At 70.8% G+C, this 20,265-nt stretch carries 15 protein-coding genes; 8 read left to right on the forward strand and 7 right to left on the reverse strand.

From position 1 onward, the window contains the following. Both ABD378_RS13155 and ABD378_RS13160 read left to right on the forward strand, forming a co-directional pair. Positions 1–1,131 (forward strand): family 4 glycosyl hydrolase (locus ABD378_RS13155; RefSeq protein ID WP_344520880.1); only part of this gene is annotated, 1,131 nt, incomplete at its 5' end. A gap of 462 nt (positions 1,132–1,593) precedes the next feature. Continuing rightward, positions 1,594–2,109, forward strand: coding sequence for an FBP domain-containing protein (locus tag ABD378_RS13160; RefSeq protein ID WP_344520881.1), 516 nt, complete (start codon positions 1,594–1,596; stop codon positions 2,107–2,109). 3 nt (positions 2,110–2,112) lie between these two features. Here ABD378_RS13160 and ABD378_RS13165 read toward each other — a convergent pair whose 3' ends face one another. After that, on the reverse strand, positions 2,113–2,502 hold the full coding sequence (locus ABD378_RS13165; RefSeq protein ID WP_344520882.1) for a (2Fe-2S) ferredoxin domain-containing protein: 390 nt from the start codon (positions 2,500–2,502) through the stop codon (positions 2,113–2,115). 74 nt (positions 2,503–2,576) lie between these two features. Between ABD378_RS13165 and ABD378_RS13170 the strand changes: the two genes are divergently transcribed. Further along, positions 2,577–3,014 carry a VOC family protein gene (locus ABD378_RS13170; RefSeq protein WP_344520883.1) on the forward strand — a complete coding sequence of 146 codons (438 nt, stop codon included), beginning with the start codon at positions 2,577–2,579 and terminating at the stop codon, positions 3,012–3,014. 368 nt (positions 3,015–3,382) lie between these two features. Here ABD378_RS13170 and ABD378_RS13175 read toward each other — a convergent pair whose 3' ends face one another. Together ABD378_RS13175 and ABD378_RS13180 are read right to left on the reverse strand one after the other, a co-directional pair. Then, complete coding sequence (locus ABD378_RS13175) at positions 3,383–4,123, reverse strand: GNAT family N-acetyltransferase (protein ID WP_344520884.1); 741 nt, start codon at positions 4,121–4,123, stop codon at positions 3,383–3,385. After that, a complete protein-coding gene (locus ABD378_RS13180) occupies positions 4,120–5,046 on the reverse strand; it encodes an NADP-dependent oxidoreductase (protein WP_344520886.1) in 927 nt (308 codons plus the stop codon). Before ABD378_RS13180 ends, ABD378_RS13175 begins: the two co-directional genes overlap by 4 nt. A gap of 354 nt (positions 5,047–5,400) precedes the next feature. Here ABD378_RS13180 and ABD378_RS13185 point away from each other — a divergent pair, with 354 nt between their 5' ends. Both ABD378_RS13185 and ABD378_RS13190 read left to right on the forward strand, forming a co-directional pair. Beyond that, the gene (locus ABD378_RS13185) at positions 5,401–8,061 is read left to right on the forward strand and encodes a beta-glucosidase family protein (RefSeq protein WP_344520887.1); all 2,661 of its coding nucleotides are present in this window, start codon (positions 5,401–5,403) and stop codon (positions 8,059–8,061) included. A gap of 58 nt (positions 8,062–8,119) precedes the next feature. Beyond that, entirely contained in the window at positions 8,120–8,593 is a 474-nt protein-coding gene (locus ABD378_RS13190) for a carboxymuconolactone decarboxylase family protein (protein ID WP_344520888.1), read from the forward strand. Positions 8,594–8,602: 9 nt separating this feature from the next. Here the strand turns inward: ABD378_RS13190 and ABD378_RS13195 are convergent, their stop codons facing one another. Both ABD378_RS13195 and ABD378_RS13200 read right to left on the reverse strand, forming a co-directional pair. Beyond that, positions 8,603–9,280, reverse strand: a complete 678-nt coding sequence (locus tag ABD378_RS13195) for a TetR/AcrR family transcriptional regulator (protein WP_344520889.1) — start codon at positions 9,278–9,280, stop codon at positions 8,603–8,605. Between the two features lie 27 nt (positions 9,281–9,307). Next, the gene (locus tag ABD378_RS13200) at positions 9,308–10,492 is read right to left on the reverse strand and encodes a serine hydrolase domain-containing protein (RefSeq protein ID WP_344520890.1); all 1,185 of its coding nucleotides are present in this window, start codon (positions 10,490–10,492) and stop codon (positions 9,308–9,310) included. A 211-nt stretch (positions 10,493–10,703) separates the two neighbouring features. Between ABD378_RS13200 and helR the strand changes: the two genes are divergently transcribed. Both helR and ABD378_RS13210 read left to right on the forward strand, forming a co-directional pair. Next, entirely contained in the window at positions 10,704–12,869 is a 2,166-nt protein-coding gene (gene helR, locus ABD378_RS13205) for an RNA polymerase recycling motor ATPase HelR (RefSeq protein WP_344520891.1), read from the forward strand. A gap of 333 nt (positions 12,870–13,202) precedes the next feature. After that, positions 13,203–15,260 carry a phosphocholine-specific phospholipase C gene (locus tag ABD378_RS13210; protein WP_344520892.1) on the forward strand — a complete coding sequence of 686 codons (2,058 nt, stop codon included), beginning with the start codon at positions 13,203–13,205 and terminating at the stop codon, positions 15,258–15,260. 53 nt (positions 15,261–15,313) lie between these two features. Here the strand turns inward: ABD378_RS13210 and ABD378_RS13215 are convergent, their stop codons facing one another. Then, positions 15,314–17,302, reverse strand: coding sequence for a hypothetical protein (locus ABD378_RS13215; RefSeq protein WP_344520893.1), 1,989 nt, complete (start codon positions 17,300–17,302; stop codon positions 15,314–15,316). Between the two features lie 84 nt (positions 17,303–17,386). Here ABD378_RS13215 and valS point away from each other — a divergent pair, with 84 nt between their 5' ends. After that, entirely contained in the window at positions 17,387–19,972 is a 2,586-nt protein-coding gene (valS, locus tag ABD378_RS13220; protein ID WP_344520894.1) for a valine--tRNA ligase, read from the forward strand. A gap of 59 nt (positions 19,973–20,031) precedes the next feature. Here the strand turns inward: valS and ABD378_RS13225 are convergent, their stop codons facing one another. Next, positions 20,032–20,247 (reverse strand): hypothetical protein, encoded by a 216-nt coding sequence (locus ABD378_RS13225; RefSeq protein WP_344520895.1) that lies wholly within the window; start codon positions 20,245–20,247, stop codon positions 20,032–20,034. Positions 20,248–20,265 lie beyond the last annotated feature (18 nt).

Genomic DNA, 20,265 nt, shown 5'->3' on the forward strand with positions numbered 1-20,265 from the left:
GCGGACTTCGTCTTCTCCGCGATCAGGGTGGGGGGCCTGGAGGGGCGTGCGGCCGACGAGCGGGTCGCCCTCGCGGAGGGCGTCCTTGGGCAGGAGACCGTCGGCGCGGGCGGCATCGCGTACGGCCTGCGGACCGTGCCCGTGGCCGTCGACATCGCACGACGCGTGCGGCAGTTGGCCCCGGACGCGTGGGTCATCAACTTCACCAACCCCGCGGGCCTGGTCACCGAGGCCATGTCCCGGCACATCGGCGACCGCGTCATCGGCATCTGCGACTCGCCGGTGGGCCTGGGGCGCCGCGTGGCGCGCATGCTGGGCGGCAACCCCGACGAGGCGTTCATCGACTACGTCGGCCTCAACCACCTGGGCTGGCTGCGGGGCCTGCGGATCGCGGGGCGCGATGAGCTGCCGCGGCTGCTCGGCGATGCGCAGATGCTGGGCTCGTTCGAGGAGGGGCGGCTCTTCGGTGCGGAGTGGCTCCAGTCACTGGGAGCCATCCCGAACGAGTACTTGCACTATTACTACTTCAACCGCGAGGCGGTCCGTGCCTACCAGGAGGCGGAGCAGACGCGGGGAGCGTTCCTCCGCGACCAACAGGCACGGTTCTACGATGAGTTGGGGCGGGGGGAGGCGTCGGCCTCGGCGTCGGCGCTGAAGGCCTGGGACGCGACGCGTGCGGAGCGTGAGGCCACGTACATGGCCGAGAACCGGGAGGCCGCGGGTGTCGGGGAGCGTGCGGCCGAGGACCTCGAATCCGGGGGGTACGAGAAGGTCGCCCTCGCCCTGATGCGGGCGATCGCGCGCGACGAGCGGACGACGCTGATCCTCAACGTCCGCAATCGCACGACCCTTTCGGCGCTGGACGCCGACGCGGTGATCGAGGTGCCGTGCTCCGTCGATGCCAACGGAGCGCATCCCATGGCCGTCGACCCGCTGCCCGGTCATGCGACGGGGCTTGTGTGCGCGGTGAAGGCGGTGGAGCGGGAGGTGCTTACCGCCGCGGAGACCGGCTCACGCGCCACGGCGGTGAAGGCGTTCGCACTGCATCCGCTGGTGGATTCCGTGACGGTGGCGCGGCGGTTGGTGGAGGGGTACCGGGCGGTGCATCCGGGGTTGGGGTACTTGGGCTGAACCTGGCCCCTGGGCCTTGAGCGGGGCCTGGCTGCGGGGCTCCGGTGCGGGCCTGTCTGTGGGTGCGGGGCCGTGCCGGTATGTCCGTCCTCGCTATCGTCCGGTGGCCGCCGGGCTACTTCGGCCCCGGAGTGCCGCGAACCGTGCTCCGGGCGGACATACCGGCACGTCCCCTCGCGTCTCGATACCGGCTGCGGGTGCGTGGGGACTGCGGCGCGGTCCGTCTGTGGGTGCGGTGCCGCGCCGGTATGTCCGTCCTCGCTATCGTCCGGTGGCCGCCTTGGTACTTCGGGGCTGGAGTGTTGGGAACCGTGCTCCGGGCGGACATACCGGCACGTCCCCTCGCGTCTCGATGCCGACTGCAAGTGAGTGTGGGCTGGTGTCCTCCCACGAGGTTCCGGCGGCGCCCCCCCCGGAAAAAGGGGAGGACGACTCGACGTGGCGGTTGATAAATTCCGGATCATGGAACCTATCGGCGAGAAAGAGATTCGCGCGGCCTTCGTCAACTGCTCCAAGGGCGAAGCCCGCAGACTCACTCTCCCTGCGGGCTTCCCGGAGACTCCCTGGTCCGACCTGGACTTCCTCGGGTGGCGTGACCCCAAGGCCCCGGACCGCGGCTACATCGTGACCGAACGGGACGGCGAGTACGTGGGCATCGCGCTGCGCGCCTCGACCGGCGCGCGCAGGAGCCTGCTCAAGTCCAGCATCTGCTCGGTCTGCGTGACTCCGCAGTCAGGCTCGGGCATCACCCTGCTCGTGGCGCCCCTCTCCGGCCCGGCGGGCCGCCAGGGCAACTCGGTCGGCATCTACATCTGCGCGGACCTCGCCTGCTCCCTCTACGTACGAGGCAAGAAGACCACGGCACTGGCCCGCCGCTTCGAGGAGAGCCTCACTCTGGAGGAGCAGAACGCGCGCACCGTGGCGAACCTGCACGGTTTCCTCGACAAGGTCCTCGAGGGTTCGAGGTCGGCGGCCTGAACCTCAGGCCTTCCGGGGATCGACCACCTGCAGCGTGAGTGCTGCCGACGGTGCGGCGATCCCCGGCCCGCCCGCCTCGGCCCACGCGATTATCTCGTCGATCGACTCGTCGTCCATGGCGAAGCCGACCCAGACGGCTCGACCACCTCGCCTGCGCCCTTCTCGCGAGGGCTGTACGACGATGATGTTCGCCTGCCCGCAGGGTCCGAGGCACTCACTCGTACGCACCGCGAACCGCCCTGCCGACTCCGCGGCGGCGGCCCGCATCCGCGCGAGGTGCCAGTCGTGGTCCGTGCCGGGATGCTTGCGCGCGTCGCCGCAACAGCAACCCCGGCACACTACGAGTGTGCAGGGGCGGGCGGCGGCGGATCCGATGGAGATGACGGGACTCATCCGGTGATCATCTCAGCCCCGCTGTCAGTCCCACATGGCACGCTCGCTCCATCGCGTCCTGAGGGGGAGCATCCATGTCGACCAAGTGGACCGTGACCATCGACTGCGCGAAGCCGGGCGAGCTGGCCAAGTTCTGGGCGCTGGCGCTGGGTTACGCCCAGAAGCCCCCACCGGCCGGCTTCGCCAGTTGGGAAGCGTGGTTCGCGCACCATGAGGTCCCGGAGGAGGAGTGGGACGACGGCGCCTATCTGTCGGACCCGGACGGCTCGGGCCCCAGCCTCTCCTTTCTCAAGGTCCCGGAGTCGAAGGTGGTCAAGAACCGGCTCCACCTGGATGTGCAGGTGGGCGGCGGCCGTGAGACTCCCTGGGAGGTGCGGTGGCCGCGGGTCGTCGCGGCGGTCAAAAGATTGACCGCTGCCGGGGCGAGGGTCGTTCGCGAGCATGAGATGCAGGGAAAACCGGATCATGTGGAGATGGCTGACCCCGAGGGGAACGAGTTCTGCCTGCTGTGACAGCAGCTCCCGCGCACCCGAGGTCGGCATCGAGACGCGAGGGGACGTGCCGGTATGTCCGCCCGGAGCACGGTTCCCAACACTCCAGCCCCGAAGTACCAAGGCGGCCACCGGACGATAGCGAGGACGGACATACCGGCGCGGCCCCGCCCCCACAGACGGACCGCGCCGCAGGACCCGCGCACCTCCGGTCGGCGTCGAGACGCGAGGGGACGTGCCGGTATGTCCGCCCGGAGCACGGTTCCCAGCACTCCAGCCTCGAAGCACCAAGGCGGCCACCGGACGATAGCGAGGACGGACATACCGGCGCGGCCCCGCACCCACAGACGACCCAGCTCCGCAGCCCGCACAAGCCCCGCAGGGACCCCTCAGCCCCCACCCCCCACCGGCGGCACCCGAGCCGCAAGAAACCGCGTCCTCCGCCGCAGCCGGAAGCCCAGCGACTCGTACAACCGGATGGCCTCGGTGTTTCGCGCCGACGTATGCAGGAACGGAGTCTCCCCGCGGGCGCGGATCCCATCGGCCACCGCCAGGACCAGCCGCGACGCAAGACCCTCCCCCCGGAACCCCGGGTCCGTGCAGACCGCGCTGATCTCCGTCCACCCCGGCGGACGCAACCGCTCCCCGGCCATCGCGACGAGAGCGCCCCCGCGGCGTATGCCGAGGTACGTGCCGAGCTCGACGGTGCGCGGCAGGAAGGGGCCGGGCTGCGTGCGCTCGACCAGGTCCAGCATCTCCGGCACGTCAGCCGCCCCGAGCCGCACGGCCTCCGGATCGGGCGCGGCGGCAACCCCGTCGTCCACCAACTGCACGCCCTCCATGTCGAACGTCACCTCCCACCCCTCCGGCAGCGCCACCCGCACACCCGGCAGCGGCACTTCCACGCCGGCCCCCGCGAGCGCGGCGAGATCCGCCCAGTCGCCCGCCTCCGGAGCCTCGGGAAGACCGAGCCACGGCGACACGTCCAGCTGATACCGCACCACCCGCCCCCGCCGCTCGGCGAACCGGGCGTGGGGCCCGTTCAACGCGGCGTAGGCGGGGTTGTCCAAGGGGTGCGGCCCACGCGGGGGCGCCGCACGGTTCGGGGCCTCAAGGCCTGCCCCCGTCACGCGCCCACCTCGATCACGACCTTGCCGCGCGCATGCCCGCCCTCCACCGCACGGAGCGCCTCACCGGCCCGCTCCAGCGGATACGTCGCCGTCACCTGAGGCCGCAGCACCCCGTCGACGGCAAGCCGCGCCACCGCGTCCAGGACCTCACTGGTCCGCGCCCGCGCCACCGCCGCCCCGCCAAGATCGGCGACCGTCTCCTTGGCCGCGGCCGTGATCAGCTTCCCCTTGGGGTCGGGGAGAAGGGACGCCACCGCCACGAGGTCATCGCCGCCCACCAGATCGAAGACCGCGTCGACGTGGCCGCCCGGCGCGACCGCCCGCACCCGGTCCGCAAGGTTGGGCCCCGGGGGCACATGTACCGCTCCCAGGGACTCGACGAAGTCCTTCTTGCCCGCGCTCGCCGTGCCCACGACACGGACGCCGAAGTGCAGCGCCAACTGCGCCGCGGCCACGCCCACCCCACCGCCGACCCCGGTGATCAGCATCGTCGCCCCCGCGGGCAGATCCAGCTGGCGCACCCCGTCGTACGCGGTCGCCACCGCGACCGGCAGCGCGGCGGCCTCCGCGAAGGTCAGGCCCCGGGGCTTGTGCGCGGCGAGTGAGGCGGGAAGGAGGGTGTGCTCGGCGTAGCCGCCGGTGTCCGGATTGCCGAACACCGCGTCGCCGACCGCGAAGCCCTCGACGTCCGCGCCGACCGCTTCGACCACCCCGGCGACCTCGCTCCCCAGCACCTCGGGGAACTCGGCGGGCGGTGCCCCGGGCCTCCGCTTACCGGCCCGCAGCTTCCAGTCGACCGGGTTGACCCCCGCCGCCCGCACCGCGACCAGGAGCTGACCCGGGCCGGGCTCCGGTGGGCCCTGGTCGACGAAGGCCTCCACTTCAGGACCGCCGAACCGGGTGAATACGTACGCCTTGGACATGTGCTCCCTCGCTTCGTGCCATGAACCGTGCCGTGAACCGTGCCGTGAACCGTGCCGTGAACCGTGAACCGACGTGGGTGTCACCTTGGACGACCGCCGTGATCGCCTCGCTATTCCCCGTACGGCACCGCGTTCACGAGGTCGCAATGACACACAGGGACCCGGCCGTCCTCACCCCTCACCACAAAACTGAACGACCCACAAAGTTTTCCCGACGCGAGCCTTGACCTTCACCGTTCAACCAATCAAGACTCATGCCCCGTAACACCGCACTGGCGCGGATGACGTATTCAGCTCTTGGCGTCGTCGACCCAGTTCGGCATGCCCAGAGCCGCGTTCGGAGGCCATTTCGCCATGCCTGCCACCACACGTCGTGAACTTATGAAGCAACTGGGCGGCACCGCAGCCGCCTTCGCCTTCGTGGCCGCCGCCGGCCAGAGCGCCGCGGGCTCGCCCGCCGCCGCTGCCGAATCCGCCGGTACCGGAGGCACCGCCTCCCCGGGCGCGGCCGCCGCCACGCGCCGCGTCCGGGGGCTCATCGCCCGCCTCACCCTCGACGAGAAGATCAGCCTCGTCCACGGCGCCACCGACCCGCGAAGACTGGGACAGGCCGGGTACCTGCCGGGCGTCAAGCGCCTGGGCATACCGGAGCTGCGCCTGAGCGACGGCCCGGCGGGCGTGAACGTCACCAAGTCCGCGACCGGCCTCCCGCCGGTCGCCACGCTCGGCTCCTCCTTCAACCTCGAACTCGCCCGTGAGTACGGCGAAGTCATGGGCCGCGAGGGCCGCACCCTCGACATGGACGTGCTGCTCGCCCCGCAGATCGAGCTCTCCCGCACGCCCTTCTTCAGCCGCAACAAGGACCAGTCCGGCGAGGACCCCTACCTCAACGGCCTGATCGGCGCTGCCCAGGTCGAGGGCGTCCAGGCACAGGGAATGCTCGCCCAGGCCAAGCACTTCCTCGCCAACAACCAACGCCTGCACGAGTTCGACCGCGAGAAGCCGGAGAATTCCTACGACTTCGTGGTCGACGACCGCACGCTGCACGAGCTGTACCTGCCCGCCTTCGAGGCCGTCGTCCGTGCCGGTGTCGCCTCGGTCATGTCGGCGTACAACCACCTCAACGGCCAGTGGAACTCGGAGCAGAGCACCACCCTCACCGACATCCTCCGCGGCGAACTCGGCTTCAAGGGCTTCGTCACATCCGACTGGGGCGCCACCCACTCCACGGCCGCGCTCGAAGCGGGCCAGGACATGCAGATGTGGGACGGCTCCTTCTACGGAGGGCCGCTGAAGAAGGCCATCAAGGACGGCTCCATCCCCGAGGCCGCCCTGGACACCGCCGTCTCCCGCATCCTCGGCCGGTACGACGCCTTCGGCATGCTCGACGGCAGCCGCGTACCCGCCCGCAAGCGGATCGACGTCAGGGCGGGCGCCCGCATCGCCCGCGAAGTCGCCACGCAGGGCGCGGTGTTGCTTGCCAACGACGGCGGTCTTCCGCTGTCGCACGCCGCGTTGCGCGACCTCGCGCTCATCGGCCCGACCGCGGGCCAGGTCGCCACATCGGTCTCGGGCGAGCGCGCGTACGGCTTCGAAGAGCGCATGGTCAGCCCGCTCGACGCACTGCGCCGCAGCACCAAGCGGAAGATCGCGTACGAAGTCGGCGTCGATCTCACGGGTACGGCAGTCCCCGCCTCTGCGTTCCCTGATGGCCTGACCCGCAAGGGCGGCGGCAAGGACGAGGGCAAGGACGAGGGCAAGGACAAGACGGTCGACTTCGTCGGCGACAAGGCACTCCCGGTCGGTACGACGGCCGAGTGGACCGGCACCTTCGTGCCGCCCACCACGGGCGAGTACGCGCTCAAGATCCAGGGCTGGGGCGCGGCGGTCTCGCTGAGCCTCGACGGCTTGGAGCTGACGACCGCCGCGGGCGCCCGCGACAGCTTCGCGCGCAAGTGGTCATCGATCGTCCCGACCACGGACGGCCTCGACAACGGCCAGGCCGACCCCGTCCAGCTCACCGGCGGCAAGTCCTACCAGGTCGTCGTCAAGGCCACCGGCTGGGCCACGACCATCGCCGAACGCGGCCCGGTCCAGGTGCGGTTCGCCTGGGTGACCCTCGAGCAGCGCACCGCGTCCGTCGCCGCGGCGGCGAAGCTTGCCCAGCGCGTCCACACACCGGTCGTCTTCGCCTTCAACGGCTCGGGCGGATCGGTGGGCGGCAGCGGCGACTTCACCACCCTGACGCTCCCCGCCCACCAGGACGAGCTGATCACGGCGGTCGCCAGGGCCAACCCGCGTACGGTCGTCGTCCTCACCACCGGCTGCCCTGCGACGATGCCCTGGCGCCGCGAGGTCGGCACGATCCTGCACACCGGTTACGTCGGCCAGGAGGGCGGCTGGTCCACCGCCGACCTCCTCACCGGCCGCGCGAACCCGGGCGGCAAGGCCACGGTGACCTGGCCGAAGAAGGACACCGACCACCCCACCCTGGACCCGGCGCACCCCGAGCGCTACTACGGCGTCGACGGCGTTGTCACCTACAGCGAGGGCATCTTCACCGGCTACCGCGGTTTCGACAAAGCGGACATCGAGCCCCTCTTCCCCTTCGGACACGGCCTGTCCTACACGGAGTTCGGCTACCGCGATCTGTCCGTGCGCCGGGCGGGCGCGGACTACGAGGTGTCGTTCACGGTGACCAACCGGGGGCGCCGCACGGGCGCGGAGGTCCCGCAGGTGTACGTGGGCGCGCCGCGCGGCGCCGACGTCGAGATGGCCGTGAGGACGCTGGCCGCCTTCGACCGCGTCGAACTCCGCGCGGGGGAGTCACGTCGGGTCAGGGTGCGGGTCGCCGAGCGGCAGCTGTCGTACTGGGACACGGACCGTGGCCGCTGGGTGCGCCCCGAAGGTCGGCGCGCGGTGTACGTCGGGTCGTCGTCGCGCGACATCCGGCTGACGGGGGTGGCGCGCCAGGCGGCGGCAGGGAGACCCACGTCACCTTCGCGCCTGTCATGAAGCGCGGGGCTGATCCGTCAAGGAGGTGTACCCAGCGGCAACCACACAGGAGTGCACCATGGAAGCTCGGTTGAACCTCATGGCAAGCCCGGTCGCGGCCAAGGCCATGAAGCACATCGTCGCCGCGGCGAAGTCGCTCACGGAGTCGACGCTGCCGGCCGCGACGCGCGAACTGGTGATGCTCCGCGCCAGCCAGATCAACGGCTGCGCCGGCTGCATCGACATGCACACCAAGGACGCGGCGCACGCAGGGGAGACGCAGGTGCGCCTCCACCTGGTCGCCGCCTGGCGGGAGGCCAAGGTGTTCACCGAGGCCGAGCGCGCCGCGCTCGAACTGGCGGAGGAGGGCACCCGCATCGCGGACGCGGCAGGTGGTGTCGGCGACGAGGTGTGGGCCAATGCCGCCAAGCACTACGACGAGGACCAGCTCGCCGCCTTGGTGACCCTGATCGCCGTGATCAACGCCTTCAACCGCGGCAACGTCATCACCCGGCAGCCCGCGGGTGACTACGAGGTCGGCCAGTACCACTGAGGAGACGGCCTAGGGGAGCCGCTCCGCCTCGGTCGGCCCGCCCAAGCCCTTCCCGTCCACGGTGAGGGCTTGGGTGAGCCGGTCCAGGTGCGCGCGGTACAACCCGACGAAATCCAGGCGCCCTTCGGCGATGGCCCACTGCACCTGAAGCCCGTCGGAGACGGCGAGAATCTCGCGGGCGATGCTCTCCGGGTCGGTGCCGGACCTCAACTGCCCTGCGTCGAAGGAGCGTTGCAGCACCGACGCGAGGGAGTGCGCGACGCGTTCGTACCGCTCGGCGAAGTAGGCGTGTGCCGGGTGCGAGGGATCACCGGCCTCCGCCGACAGCCTGGTGTGCAGCTCGATGAGCCCCGGCTGGGTCAGGTTGTACGCCGCAAGCGCGAGCACCTCCCGGAACAGCGCGCGCACGTCGTCGCCGCCGGAATCGGGGCCCAGCCGTCCGAACGTACGGACCGTGCGCTCCTCGCGGGCTTCGAGGACCGCCATCAGGAGGCGCTGCTTCGATCCGAAGTGGTGGGTGATGACGGTGGCGGAGGTGCCCGCTTCCGCGGCGATCTTCGCCAGGGAGGAGTTCAGGTAGCCCGCCTTGGCGAAGAGCGCGAGAGCGGCGTCGATGATGGCCGCTCTGCGGGTGTCGGCGGCGGCGTACTGCCCTGACGGGCGATGGCGGGGGGTGTGCTGCTCCATGGGGGCAGATTACGTTCCCCGAGTCCGTCACCTCAGGCTTCGGTACAGCGCCCCCACCAGATGCACGCTCCGCAGATCCTCCCCCGAGGTCCCGCCGCCCATCCGGTTCATCACGTACGCGTACGAGACCCGGTTCTCCGGATCGGCGAACGCGTAGGACCCGCCCGCGCCCCCGTGCCCGAAGGCCCGCGGGTTCGGCCCGGCCTGCCCGTACAGGTTCAGCATGTAGCCGAGCCCCCACTCCCACTTCTCACCCCACGCCGTGCCCGCCGCAAGGACCAGGTCCGGCTCGTCGGGCTCGCTCTGCCGCGTCCGCAGCCGTTCCAGCGCCGCGGGGCTCAGCAACTCCCCGCCTCCCAGCGCCGCGTACACCGTCGCGAGCCCCCGGGCGGACGCGTGCCCGTTGGCCGCGGGGATCTCGGCGGACCGATAGGCCGCGCTGTTCACGTTGCCGACGGGCAGGTACTGCAGGGCGAGCGTCACGACGGCCATCGGGTGGTCGTCGATCGAGCTCACCGGCGGCGCGGGCGGAGGAGCGGAGCCGAGCGCGCCGCGCGGGCCGTCCGAAGCGAGCGGCCTCGCCATGTTCGCGCACCGGCCGTGCTCGCTCTCCGGGGTCCCGACGAAGACGTCCGCTCCCAGCGGCCCCGTGACCTCGCTCCGCAGGAACGTACCGAGCGAGACGCCCGTGATCCGCCGGACGACCTCGCCGACCAGATAGCCGTAGCTCACCGCGTGGTACCCCTGGGCCGAGCCCGGCTTCCACCACGGCGGCGCCGCGGCCAGCGCCCCGCACACCTTCTCCCAGTCGTAGAGGTCGTCCGACGTCATGGGCTCGCGCGGCGCGATCACCCCGGAGCGGTGGCTCAGCAGCCAGCGCACCGGGATGTCCGCCTTGCCCTCCTGGGCGAACTCCGGCCAGTAGCGGGCGACCGGCGCGTCCAGGTCGAGCTCGCCACGGTCGGCGAGCAGATGCGCGCACAGCGCGGTCATGCCCTTGGTCGTGGAGTACACGTTCACCAGCGAATCGCGCTCCCACGCGCGCGTGCCCGTCTTGTCCGCTTCACCGCCCCACAGATCGACGACGAACTCGCCGTCCACGGTGGCCGCGACGGACGCCCCGAGGTCGCCGCGCTCGGTGAAGTTACGCTCGAACTCCTCGCGTACGCCCTCGAATCCGGGGGCGCAGGTGCCATGGATGCGTGCCGTCATGACTCTCCTCAGAAGAGAGAGCAGCAGAAGAACAGGAAGAAGAACAGCAAGAAGAAGAGGATAGAGAAGAGCAAAAAGAAGAGGCAAGGAGGTGTTCCCACTCCTTGCCACTCTTAATTTATAGCGCACAGGGGGGCTTGCGGCAAGGCCCCGGTGATGCCGCACAATCGCAGGCCAAAGCCAGGACCTGCGGAAACGGGAGATTCACCAAGTGCCTGCGTTGCTGTCTGCGTTCGACCTTCCTGCCCACCTCGCCCCCAAGGCCGACCCGACGCTGATCGCCAGGGACGAGAAGCACTTCGCTGCCATCGCACAGAGCCTCGAGCAGACCATCGCCGACGTGTCCGACCGCCTCGACGCCCAGCGCAAGGCGCCCGGCGGCATCGGCCGTGAGGCGATGGACCGGGACCTGGAGATCCACCGCCTGACCGGTCGGCTGCGCGCCCTGAGCCGCTTCGGCCTCGACCTGTGCCTCGGGCACATCGTCACCGCCGATGACCCCGAGCCCGTGTACATCGGGCGGCTCGGCCTCACCGACAGCGAGGGGCGCCGGCTGCTGCTCGACTGGCGAGCCCCCGCCGCCGAGCCGTTCTTCGCGGCGACCCACGCCGACCCGATGGGCCTGGCGAGCCGCCGCAGGTACCGCTGGACCGACGGCCTGATCAGCGACTACTGGGACGAGGTGTTCACCGCCGACGGGCTCGAGGGCCATGCGGCCCTTGACGACCAGTCCGCGTTCATCGCCAGCCTGGGCGGCAACCGCTCGGCCCGGATGCGTGACGTGCTCGCCACCATCCAGTCCGACCAGGACGCCATCATCCGGGCGGGCTCCCGCGGTGCTCTCGTCGTCGACGGCGGCCCGGGCACGGGCAAGACCGTCGTCGCCCTGCACCGCTCCGCCTACCTCCTCTACTCCGACCCCCGCCTGGGGCACAGCCGGGGCGGCGTGCTGTTCGTCGGCCCGCACCGGCCCTACCTGAACTACGTCTCCGACGTCCTGCCCAGCCTCGGGGAGGAGGGCGTGCAGACCTGCATCCTGCAGGACCTCGTCGCCGAGGGTGCCGGGGCGCAGGCCGAGAGCGACCCGGAGGTGGCCCGCCTGAAGTCGTCCGCGGGCATGGTGAAGGCGATCGAGAAGGCCGTCAGGTTCTACGAGGAGCCGCCCACCAAGGGGATGACGGTCTCCACCGACTGGGCCGACGTCTGGCTGAGCGCCGACGACTGGGCCGAGGCGTTCGACGCGGCGGGACACGGCACCCCGCACAACGAGGCACGCGAGCAGGTCTGGGAGGAGCTCGTCGCGATCCTCCTGGACAAGCTCGACGGAGACGTTCCCGGCGAGCTCTTCGAGAGGTCGCTGCGGCACGACGAGGAGCTGGTCACCACCCTGCACCGCGCCTGGCCGCTGCTCGAAGCCGCGGACCTTGTCGGAGACCTCTGGTCGGTGCCCGCCTACCTGCGGATGTGCGCCCCCTGGCTCAGCCCGGACGAGGTGCGCAAGCTGAAGCGCAAGGAAGTCCCCCAGGCCTGGACGGTGTCCGACCTGCCGCTCCTGGACGCGGCACGGCAGCGGCTCGGCGACCCGGAGGCGGCCCGGCGCAAGCGCCGGCAGGAGGCCATCCTCGCCGCCCAGCGGGAGCAGATGGCGCAGGTCGTCGACAACCTCATCGACGCCGCCTCCGCCTCCGGCGCCGACGGTGACGACGGCGAAGGCCTGGTGACGATGTTGCGCGGTCAGGACGCCCAGGTCAGCCTGGTCGACGAGTCCGAACTGCCGCCCGCCGACCCGGACCGGCTCGCGGGACCCTTCGCGCACGTCGTGGTGGACGAGGCCCAGGAGCTGACCGACGCGGAGTGGCAGATGCTGCTCCTTCGCTGCCCGTCCCGGAGCTTCACCATCGTCGGGGACCGCGCGCAGGCCAGGCACGGCTTCACGGAGTCGTGGCAGGAACGCCTTGAGCGGGCCGGGCTCGACCGCGTGAGCGTGGAGTCCCTGAGCGTCAACTACCGGACGCCGGAAGAGGTCATGACGGAGGCCGAGCCGGTCATCCGGGCCGCGCTCCCGGACGCCAACGTGCCGACCTCCATCCGCAGCAGCGGCATCCCCGTCGTGCACGGATCCGTCGCGGACCTGGACTCGGTCCTCGACAGCTGGCTCGCCGCGCACGCCGACGGGATCGCCTGTGTCATCGGCGATCCCGCCTTCCGCGCGACGTCCCGCGTCCGGTCACTGACACCGGAGCTCGCGAAGGGGCTCGAGTTCGACCTGGTCGTCCTCATCGACCCCGAGAACTTCGGCGAGGGGATCGAAGGAGCCGTCGACCGCTATGTCGCGATGACCCGGGCGACCCAGCGACTCGTCGTCCTCACGAGCTGACGGCGTCAGGCCCGGCGGCCTCAGAGCCAGCTGCCGTAGCGCCGGATGTACTAGGCCAGCGGCGAGAACGGCAGCCACAGGCCGAAGGCCATCACCGCGCCCGTCATGAGCAGCACCGGCAGTGACGCGTGGGACTGGATGAACGGGATCTCGGTTCACATATGTCAAATACGGGACTTTAGGCCCCATAAGGTCGGGACTTGTGTCCTGCCCATCAAGGGTTGGACTTCTCTTCACATCCAGGTCACGGCCCCTTCCCTCATCCTTGCTCCCCTTGAAACACTTCACCCGCTCACGTCCCCCACACCCCACAACACGAGGTCGAATCCACTCATGCCAGAACTCAATCGACGCCGGTTCATGCAACTCGCAGGCGGCACCGCAGCCTTCGCGACGCTCTCGCAGAGCATCGCCCGCGCCGCCGCCCTGCCCGCCCAGCGTCGCTCCGGCTCCATCGAGGACGTCGAGCACGTCATCGTCCTGATGCAGGAGAACCGGTCCTTCGACCACTATTTCGGCACGATGAAGGGCGTACGCGGCTTCGGCGACCCGCGCCCCGTGACGTTGCCCAGCGGAAAACCCGTCTGGAACCAGTCGGGCGGCGGCAAGGAAGTGCTGCCTTTCCACCCGGACGCCGAGGACCTCGGCATGCAGTTCATCGCGGGTCTCGACCACGACTGGGCGGGCGGCCACAGCGCCTTCGGCAACGGCAAGTACGACAACTGGATCGCCGCCAAGTCCGAGCGGACGATGGCCTACCTGACGCGCGACGACATCCCGTTCCACTACGCACTCGCCGACGCGTTCACCGTCTGCGACGACTACCACTGTTCGTTCATCGGGGCCACCGACCCCAACCGCTACTACATGCTGACGGGCCACGTCGGCAACGACGGCAAGGGCGGCGGCCCGATCCTGGGCAACCAGGAGGCGGGCTACGACTGGACGACGTACGCCGAGCGCCTGGAGCAGGCCGGGGTCTCCTGGAAGGTCTACCAGGACATCGGCGACGGCCTGGACGCGGCCGGAAAGTGGGGCTGGATAGACGATGCGTACCGCGGGAACTACGGCGACAACTCGCTGCTCTACTTCAACAAGTACCGCAACGCCAAGCCCGGCGACCCCCTCTACGACAAGGCGCGCACCGGCACGAACGTGAAGGCGGGCGACGGCTACTTCGACCTCCTGAAGGCCGACGTGAAGGCCGACAAGCTCCCGCAGGTCTCCTACATCGCCGCGCCCGAGGCCTTCTGCGAGCACCCCAACTGGCCGGTGAACTACGGCGCCTGGTACATCGCCCAGGTCCTGGACGCGCTCACCTCCAACCCCGCCGTGTGGGCCAAGACGGCGCTGTTCATCACGTACGACGAGAACGACGGCTACTTCGACCACATCGTCCCGCCGTACGTCCCCAAGGACGCCAACCAGGGCAAGTCCACCGTCGACACGGCACTGGACTACTTCCCGGGCAACGCGCAGTACGCCGCCGGGCACTACGGCCTCGGCCAGCGCGTCCCGATGGTCGTCGTCTCGCCGTGGAGCACCGGCGGCTATGTGAACTCCGAGGTCTTCGACCACACGTCGATCATCCGGTTCATGGAGACCCGCTTCGGCGTCAAGGAGCCGAACATCTCGCCGTGGCGGCGCGCCATCTGCGGTGACCTCACCTCCGCCTTCGACTTCGGCGGCACGGACACCGACCCCGCGAAGCTGCCGGACACCGGCGCCTACGAGCCGCCGGACAACGAGCGCCACCCCGACTACGTGCCCAAGGCGCCCGCGAAGGCGAACCTGCCCAAGCAGGAGTCCGGCTCCCGGCCCGCGCGCCCGCTGCCGTACGCCCCGCTGGTGGACGGAACGGCAACGCCCGCCGACGGCAAGTTCACGCTGACCTTCAGCGGCGGTGACGCGGCGGGCGTCTGCTTCCACGTCCGTTCCGGCAACCGCACGGACGGCCCCTGGACGTACACCACCGAGGCAGGCAAGAAGATCGCCGACACCTGGAACACGGCGTACTCGAAGGGGGCGTACGACCTGTCGGTGTTCGGACCGAACGGCTTCCTGCGCGTCTTCAAGGGACCCGGCAAGACCGCGGGCCCCGAGGTCACCGCCCGCCACGACAAGGCCACCGGCAACCTCAAGCTGACCCTCACGAACGCGGGCACCGCCGACGTCAACCTCAGCGTCTCCAACGCCTACGGAGGCGCGGCTCAGACGTTCAAGGTGAAGGCGGGCGGCACCGTCGAGCACACCGTCGACCTGCGCACGAGCAAGCGCTGGTACGACGTGACGGTGAAGTCCGACGCGGACGGCACCTTCCTGCGGCGCTTCGCCGGGCACGTGGAGAACGGCCAGGCCGGGGTCAGCGACCCCGCGATCGTCTCCGCCTGACACACCCGGCGACCCCGGTCTGTCAGGGATCCCCGGAAAGGGCCGTCGTCGGACTACAGCTCCGGCGGCGGCCCCCACGCCCCCAGGTCCGGCCGCCCCCAGGGCAGTCCGGTCCGCTCGCAGGCGAGCCGCAGCTCCTCGGGGTCGGGGACGTTCAGGCTCTCCTTGCGGATGACCTGCCCCGTCGGCGACCAGACGAGGAGCGCCTCGACGCTGTCGTCGTGGTCGTCGACGCCCACGCCGCCGATCGACGGCCGTTCGTGCTGCCACTCGGCCTTCCCCTGGCCGCCGTTGGCCGCCATCCGGATGCCGTGCCCGCCCAGGACGAGCGCAGGGCGGCGCCGGTCGTACAGCAAGGCGCCGAGCGCGCCGGCCGCAGCGCCCGCGGGAACGCCCCAGGCCGCCCAGCTCAGGCCGCTGTCGAAGAGATAGCGCAGCTTGAAGGCGAGCACGCCCATCACGATGACGCCGGCGACCATACCGGTGATGTAGTACCACTTGCGGGTGCCGCCGGGCATGCCCACGGTCACTTCTGCGGCAGGGGCGGCAGGTGAGACGGGTGCGGCGGCTGCCGGGGGAGCGGGCGGCGCGTACGCGGGCGCGGCCGTCGGCGCCGAAAGCCCGGCGAACGCCGCCGACTCGTAAGCGTCCCGCTCCGGATCGCTCACCGGGTAGCCCAACGCCCTTGCCTGGTCCCGCAGTTCACTGCGGGAGATCCGCAGCGCGCCCAGCGGAGCGTGAAGAAGTTCCTCGCCCTGCGTGCCACGCAGCCGCAGCCACGGATGGCCGGACCGGGTGTGCAGCTCAAGGCCGGAGATCTCCGTGCGCGGGATGCGGATCGCGCCGCGCTCGCCCTCCCAGCCCACCTGGTCGACGCCGAGCGTGAACCGCGCCTCGGGCAGCAACTGGTGCGGCAGGAAGGCCGGGTCCACGTCGTAGGCGTTGCTGTGCTGCTGGTCCTGGATCACGCGGTAGCCGCGCGAGCGGAGCACGGCGAGCAGCTCGTCCGGCGGGACCTCGCCCGAGTAGGAGGTGCCGATCAGGGACAGGTCGTGGCCGTAGAACTGCAGGATGAGCGAGACGCTGACCTTGCCGTCGCCGGTCTCGCGGGTGAGCTCCGTGGGCACGATCCCGGCGATCGCGGACGCGGGCAGCTCCGTCGTGCCGAACCACGGGTCGCGGGCGGTGACACCCTGCGGGCTCACGGTCCAGTGCGCGGGCGGGGTGCGCAGCAGGCGGTAGAAGGAGCCCGCGGCCCACACCAGGACCACCGTGGCGAGCGAGCCGATCAGGGCCACCCGCCCCTCGACGCTGTCGTCCGACGGCACGACGACCGCGCCGAGACCGACGAGCCCCACGACGCAGAAGCCGATCCGCCGCCCCAGCTTGCGCGAGCGGACCTCCGCTTCGGGCCGGGAGAGCTCGACCGGTCCCGCTGCCCGTGCGGTCAGCGGCCCCTCGGCCGATGCCGAGAGCAGCGCCGCCTCGCGCCGTGCGAAGCCCGCCTCGCGGGCGGCCGCGTTGCCCTCCGGTTCGCCTGGCCCGTCGAAGAGCCGCAGCGGGGCGCCGAGCCGCCGGGTGGTGACCCAGAAGGGGAACATGGCGATGCCCATGTCCTCCAGGCCCATCGCGCAGAGGTTGCCGACCTTGGTCGAGCCGTAGTCGGTGGGCGCGCGCACTTCGAGGGCCATCGCGCTGAGCAGCAGGGGTCGCTCGCGCGAGAAGGAGTACGTCGTCGCCGTGGCCCGGCCCCCGCGCAGCCGCTGGAGCCCCGCGCCGCTCAACCGCCAGACGGTACGCGCCTTCAGGCGCGGCCAGGCGGCGCCGAGCAGCCAGCCGAGCAGGGCGGCGGCGAGCGGCAGCAGCGTACGGACGAGGGTGTCGTCGGCGGTGACGTACGCGAGCACGCCCGCGACGACGCCGGTCAGCGGCGGCATCCACCACGGCGCGAAGACGGACCGCGGCCTGTTCGACTCGATGAACGGCCCCGCGACCCGAGCCGCCACGTCCTGCCGCGCCGCCGACGCGCGTGCTGATTCCATTGTGCTGTCCTCCCCGTGAGTCGCATGAGCCTGCCGCCGAAAACAGGAGGCCGTCAAATCCCGCCCGCACCTAGCATGCGGAGCATGACCCACACCCATCGCATGAGCGCGGACGGCGTCCCCGACAAGCCTGTTCTCGACGGGCTCGAAGAGAAATGGTCGCGGCGATGGGACGAGACGGGCGTATACGCCTTCGACCGGTCGAGGACGCGGGACGAGATCTTCTCCATCGACACCCCGCCGCCCACGGTCAGCGGCTCCTTGCACGTCGGACACGTCTTCTCGTACACGCACACCGACACCGTCGCCCGCTATCAGCGCATGCGCGGCAAGGAAGTCTTCTATCCGATGGGCTGGGACGACAACGGCCTGCCGACCGAACGCCGCGTCCAGATCCACTTCGGTGTGCGGTGCGATCCGGCGCTGCCGTACGACCCGTCGTTCCGGCCGCCGGAGAAGCCGGGAAAGCAACAACTCCCCGTCTCCCGGCGGAACTTCATCGAACTGTGCGAACGCCTCACCATCGAGGACGAGAAGGCATTCGAGGAACTGTGGCGGATGCTCGGCCTGTCCGTCGACTGGTCGCGTACGTACCGGACGATCGGCACGGAGGCGCGCGCCACCGCGCAGCTCGCGTTCCTCAACAACCTGGCGCGCGGCGAGGCGTACGTCGCCGAGGCGCCCACCCTGTGGGACATCACGTACCGCACGGCCGTCGCGCAGGCCGAACTGGAGGACAGGGAGCGCCCAGGCGCCTACCACCGGCTCACCTTCCACGGCCCGGACGACCGGCCCGTCGCGATCGACACGACCCGGCCCGAACTGCTCCCGGCCTGCGTCGCCCTGGTCGTGCACCCCGATGACGAGCGCCACCGGCACCTGATCGGCGCGACGGTCCGCACACCGCTCTTCGGCGTCGACGTGCCCGTCGTGGCCCACCGTGCCGCGGTCCCGGAGAAGGGCACGGGGATCGCGATGATCTGCACGTTCGGTGACACGGCCGACGTCACGTGGTGGCGCGAGCTGCGGCTCGCCACGCGCCCGGTGATCGGCTGGGACGGCCGCTTCCTCACACAGCCGCCGAGTGGTGTCGAATCGCCGGCGGCCGTCGCTGCGTACGCGAAGCTGGCCGGCGCCACGGCGCACACCGCGCGGGAGCGGATCGTCGAGCTGCTGCGGGCGAGCGGTGAACTGGAGGGCGAGCCACGGCCCGTCACACACGCCGTGAAGTTCTACGAGAAGGGCGACCGGCCCCTGGAGATCGTCACCACCCGGCAGTGGTACCTGCGCAACGGCGGCCGCGACGAGCGGCTGCGGGACGAACTCATGGCGCGCGGCGGCGAGTTGGCATGGCATCCGCCGCACATGCGGGTGCGCTACGAGAACTGGGTCGGCGGACTGAACGGCGACTGGCTGGTCAGCCGTCAGCGTTTCTTCGGCGTGCCGATCCCGGTCTGGTACCCGCTGGACGGCCACGGCGAGCCGGACCACGCCCACCCGATCGTCCCGGACGCGTCCGCACTGCCCGTCGACCCGAGCGCGGAGGCGCCGCCAGGATACGAGGACGACCGGCGCGGCGCGCCGCACGGATTCACCGGCGACCCGGACGTCATGGACACCTGGGCCACCTCCTCGCTCACCCCGCAGATCGCGGGCGGGTGGCGCACGGACCCGGATCTGTTCGCGCGGGTCTTCCCCATGGACGTCCGGCCGCAGGCGCACGAGATCATCCGTACCTGGCTGTTCGCCACGGTGGTGCGTGCGCACGCCGAGCAGGGCGAACTGCCGTGGCGTCATGCCGCGATCTCCGGCTGGATCCTCGACCCCCATCGCAAGAAGATGTCGAAGAGCAAGTCGAACGCGGTCACGCCCGGGGACCTGCTCGTGCAGCACGGCTCGGACGCGGTCCGCTACTGGGCGGCGAGCGGGCGGCCCGGCACGGACACGGCGTTCGACGTCGGCCAGATGAAGGTCGGCCGCCGCCTGGCGACAAAGGTCCTGAACGTCGGCAAGTTCGTGCTGAGCCTCGGTGCGGCGGACGGACAGGCCCCGGCTCCGGTCACCGAGCCGCTGGACCTGGCGGTGCTCGCCGAACTCGCCGCGACCGTCGATGAGGCGACCGAGGCCTTCGACGACTTCGACTACGCGCGGGCGTTGGAGCGTACGGAACGGTTCTTCTGGCGCTTCTGCGACGACTACGTGGAGCTGGTCAAGGCGCGGGCGTACGGCGACCAGGGGGAGGGGGAAGGCGAGGGCGCAGGGACGGAGTCGGCGCGGGCGACGCTGCGGGCCGTCCTTGACGCGCTGCTCCGGCTGTTCGCGCCGGTCCTCCCCTTCGTGACGGAGGAAGTGTGGTCCTGGTACGCCCCGGGGTCGGTCCACCGCGCGGCGTGGCCGACCCCGGAGGCCCCCGCGGGAGCGGACGCCTCGGTCCTGGCGACGGCCTCGGAGGTCATCGCGGCGATCCGCAGGGCGAAGTCTCGGGCGCAGCTGTCCATGCGGGCCGAGGTGGCGGGCCTCGTGGTGACGGGCCCTGCCGCGAGCCTGGAGAGCTTCAGGCCCGCGGAGGCGGATGTGCGTGCCGCGGGGCGCGTCGGGGTGGTGGAGCTGAGGGAGAGCGGGGCGCGGCTGGAGGTTGAGGTTCGCTTCCGGTCGGCCGACCCGGGCTGATGGTGCCGTGACGGGGCTCGCTCTCCCCCTCGATGACTCTTAGGACCTCTCGATGACTCTTAGGACCTGGGGAACACGGTGTCGCTGGCCGCGTTGACGAACGGTGCGGCCATGCTGACGAACGCCGATGCGCCTTGCGCGAACGGCTGGAGGGGGTTGGTCGGGGCTGACTTGCCGCTGGGCTTGTGCTCGTCGGCCATGGCGGACGCACCGCCCTGCAGGGCGGCCACAACTACGAGCAGGACAACGGCACGCTGAAAGGTACGAGATCGCATGCCTGCTTAAACGACGGC

Origin of the sequence: Streptomyces rectiviolaceus (genome assembly GCF_039533825.1) — a bacterium.
In the GTDB taxonomy this organism is placed as follows: Bacteria; Actinomycetota; Actinomycetes; order Streptomycetales; family Streptomycetaceae; genus Streptomyces; species Streptomyces rectiviolaceus.

Coding starts and splice junctions, on each gene's coding strand:
- ABD378_RS13160 (WP_344520881.1), top strand. CDS start 1,594: ATGGAACCTATCGGCGAGAAAGAGATTCGCGCGGCCTTCGTCAACTGC.
- ABD378_RS13165 (WP_344520882.1), bottom strand. CDS start 2,502: ATGAGTCCCGTCATCTCCATCGGATCCGCCGCCGCCCGCCCCTGCACA.
- ABD378_RS13170 (WP_344520883.1), top strand. CDS start 2,577: ATGTCGACCAAGTGGACCGTGACCATCGACTGCGCGAAGCCGGGCGAG.
- ABD378_RS13180 (WP_344520886.1), bottom strand. CDS start 5,046: ATGTCCAAGGCGTACGTATTCACCCGGTTCGGCGGTCCTGAAGTGGAG.
- ABD378_RS13185 (WP_344520887.1), top strand. CDS start 5,401: ATGCCTGCCACCACACGTCGTGAACTTATGAAGCAACTGGGCGGCACC.
- ABD378_RS13190 (WP_344520888.1), top strand. CDS start 8,120: ATGGAAGCTCGGTTGAACCTCATGGCAAGCCCGGTCGCGGCCAAGGCC.
- ABD378_RS13195 (WP_344520889.1), bottom strand. CDS start 9,280: ATGGAGCAGCACACCCCCCGCCATCGCCCGTCAGGGCAGTACGCCGCC.
- ABD378_RS13200 (WP_344520890.1), bottom strand. CDS start 10,492: ATGACGGCACGCATCCATGGCACCTGCGCCCCCGGATTCGAGGGCGTA.
- ABD378_RS13210 (WP_344520892.1), top strand. CDS start 13,203: ATGCCAGAACTCAATCGACGCCGGTTCATGCAACTCGCAGGCGGCACC.
- ABD378_RS13215 (WP_344520893.1), bottom strand. CDS start 17,302: ATGGAATCAGCACGCGCGTCGGCGGCGCGGCAGGACGTGGCGGCTCGG.
- valS (WP_344520894.1), top strand. CDS start 17,387: ATGACCCACACCCATCGCATGAGCGCGGACGGCGTCCCCGACAAGCCT.
- ABD378_RS13225 (WP_344520895.1), bottom strand. CDS start 20,247: ATGCGATCTCGTACCTTTCAGCGTGCCGTTGTCCTGCTCGTAGTTGTG.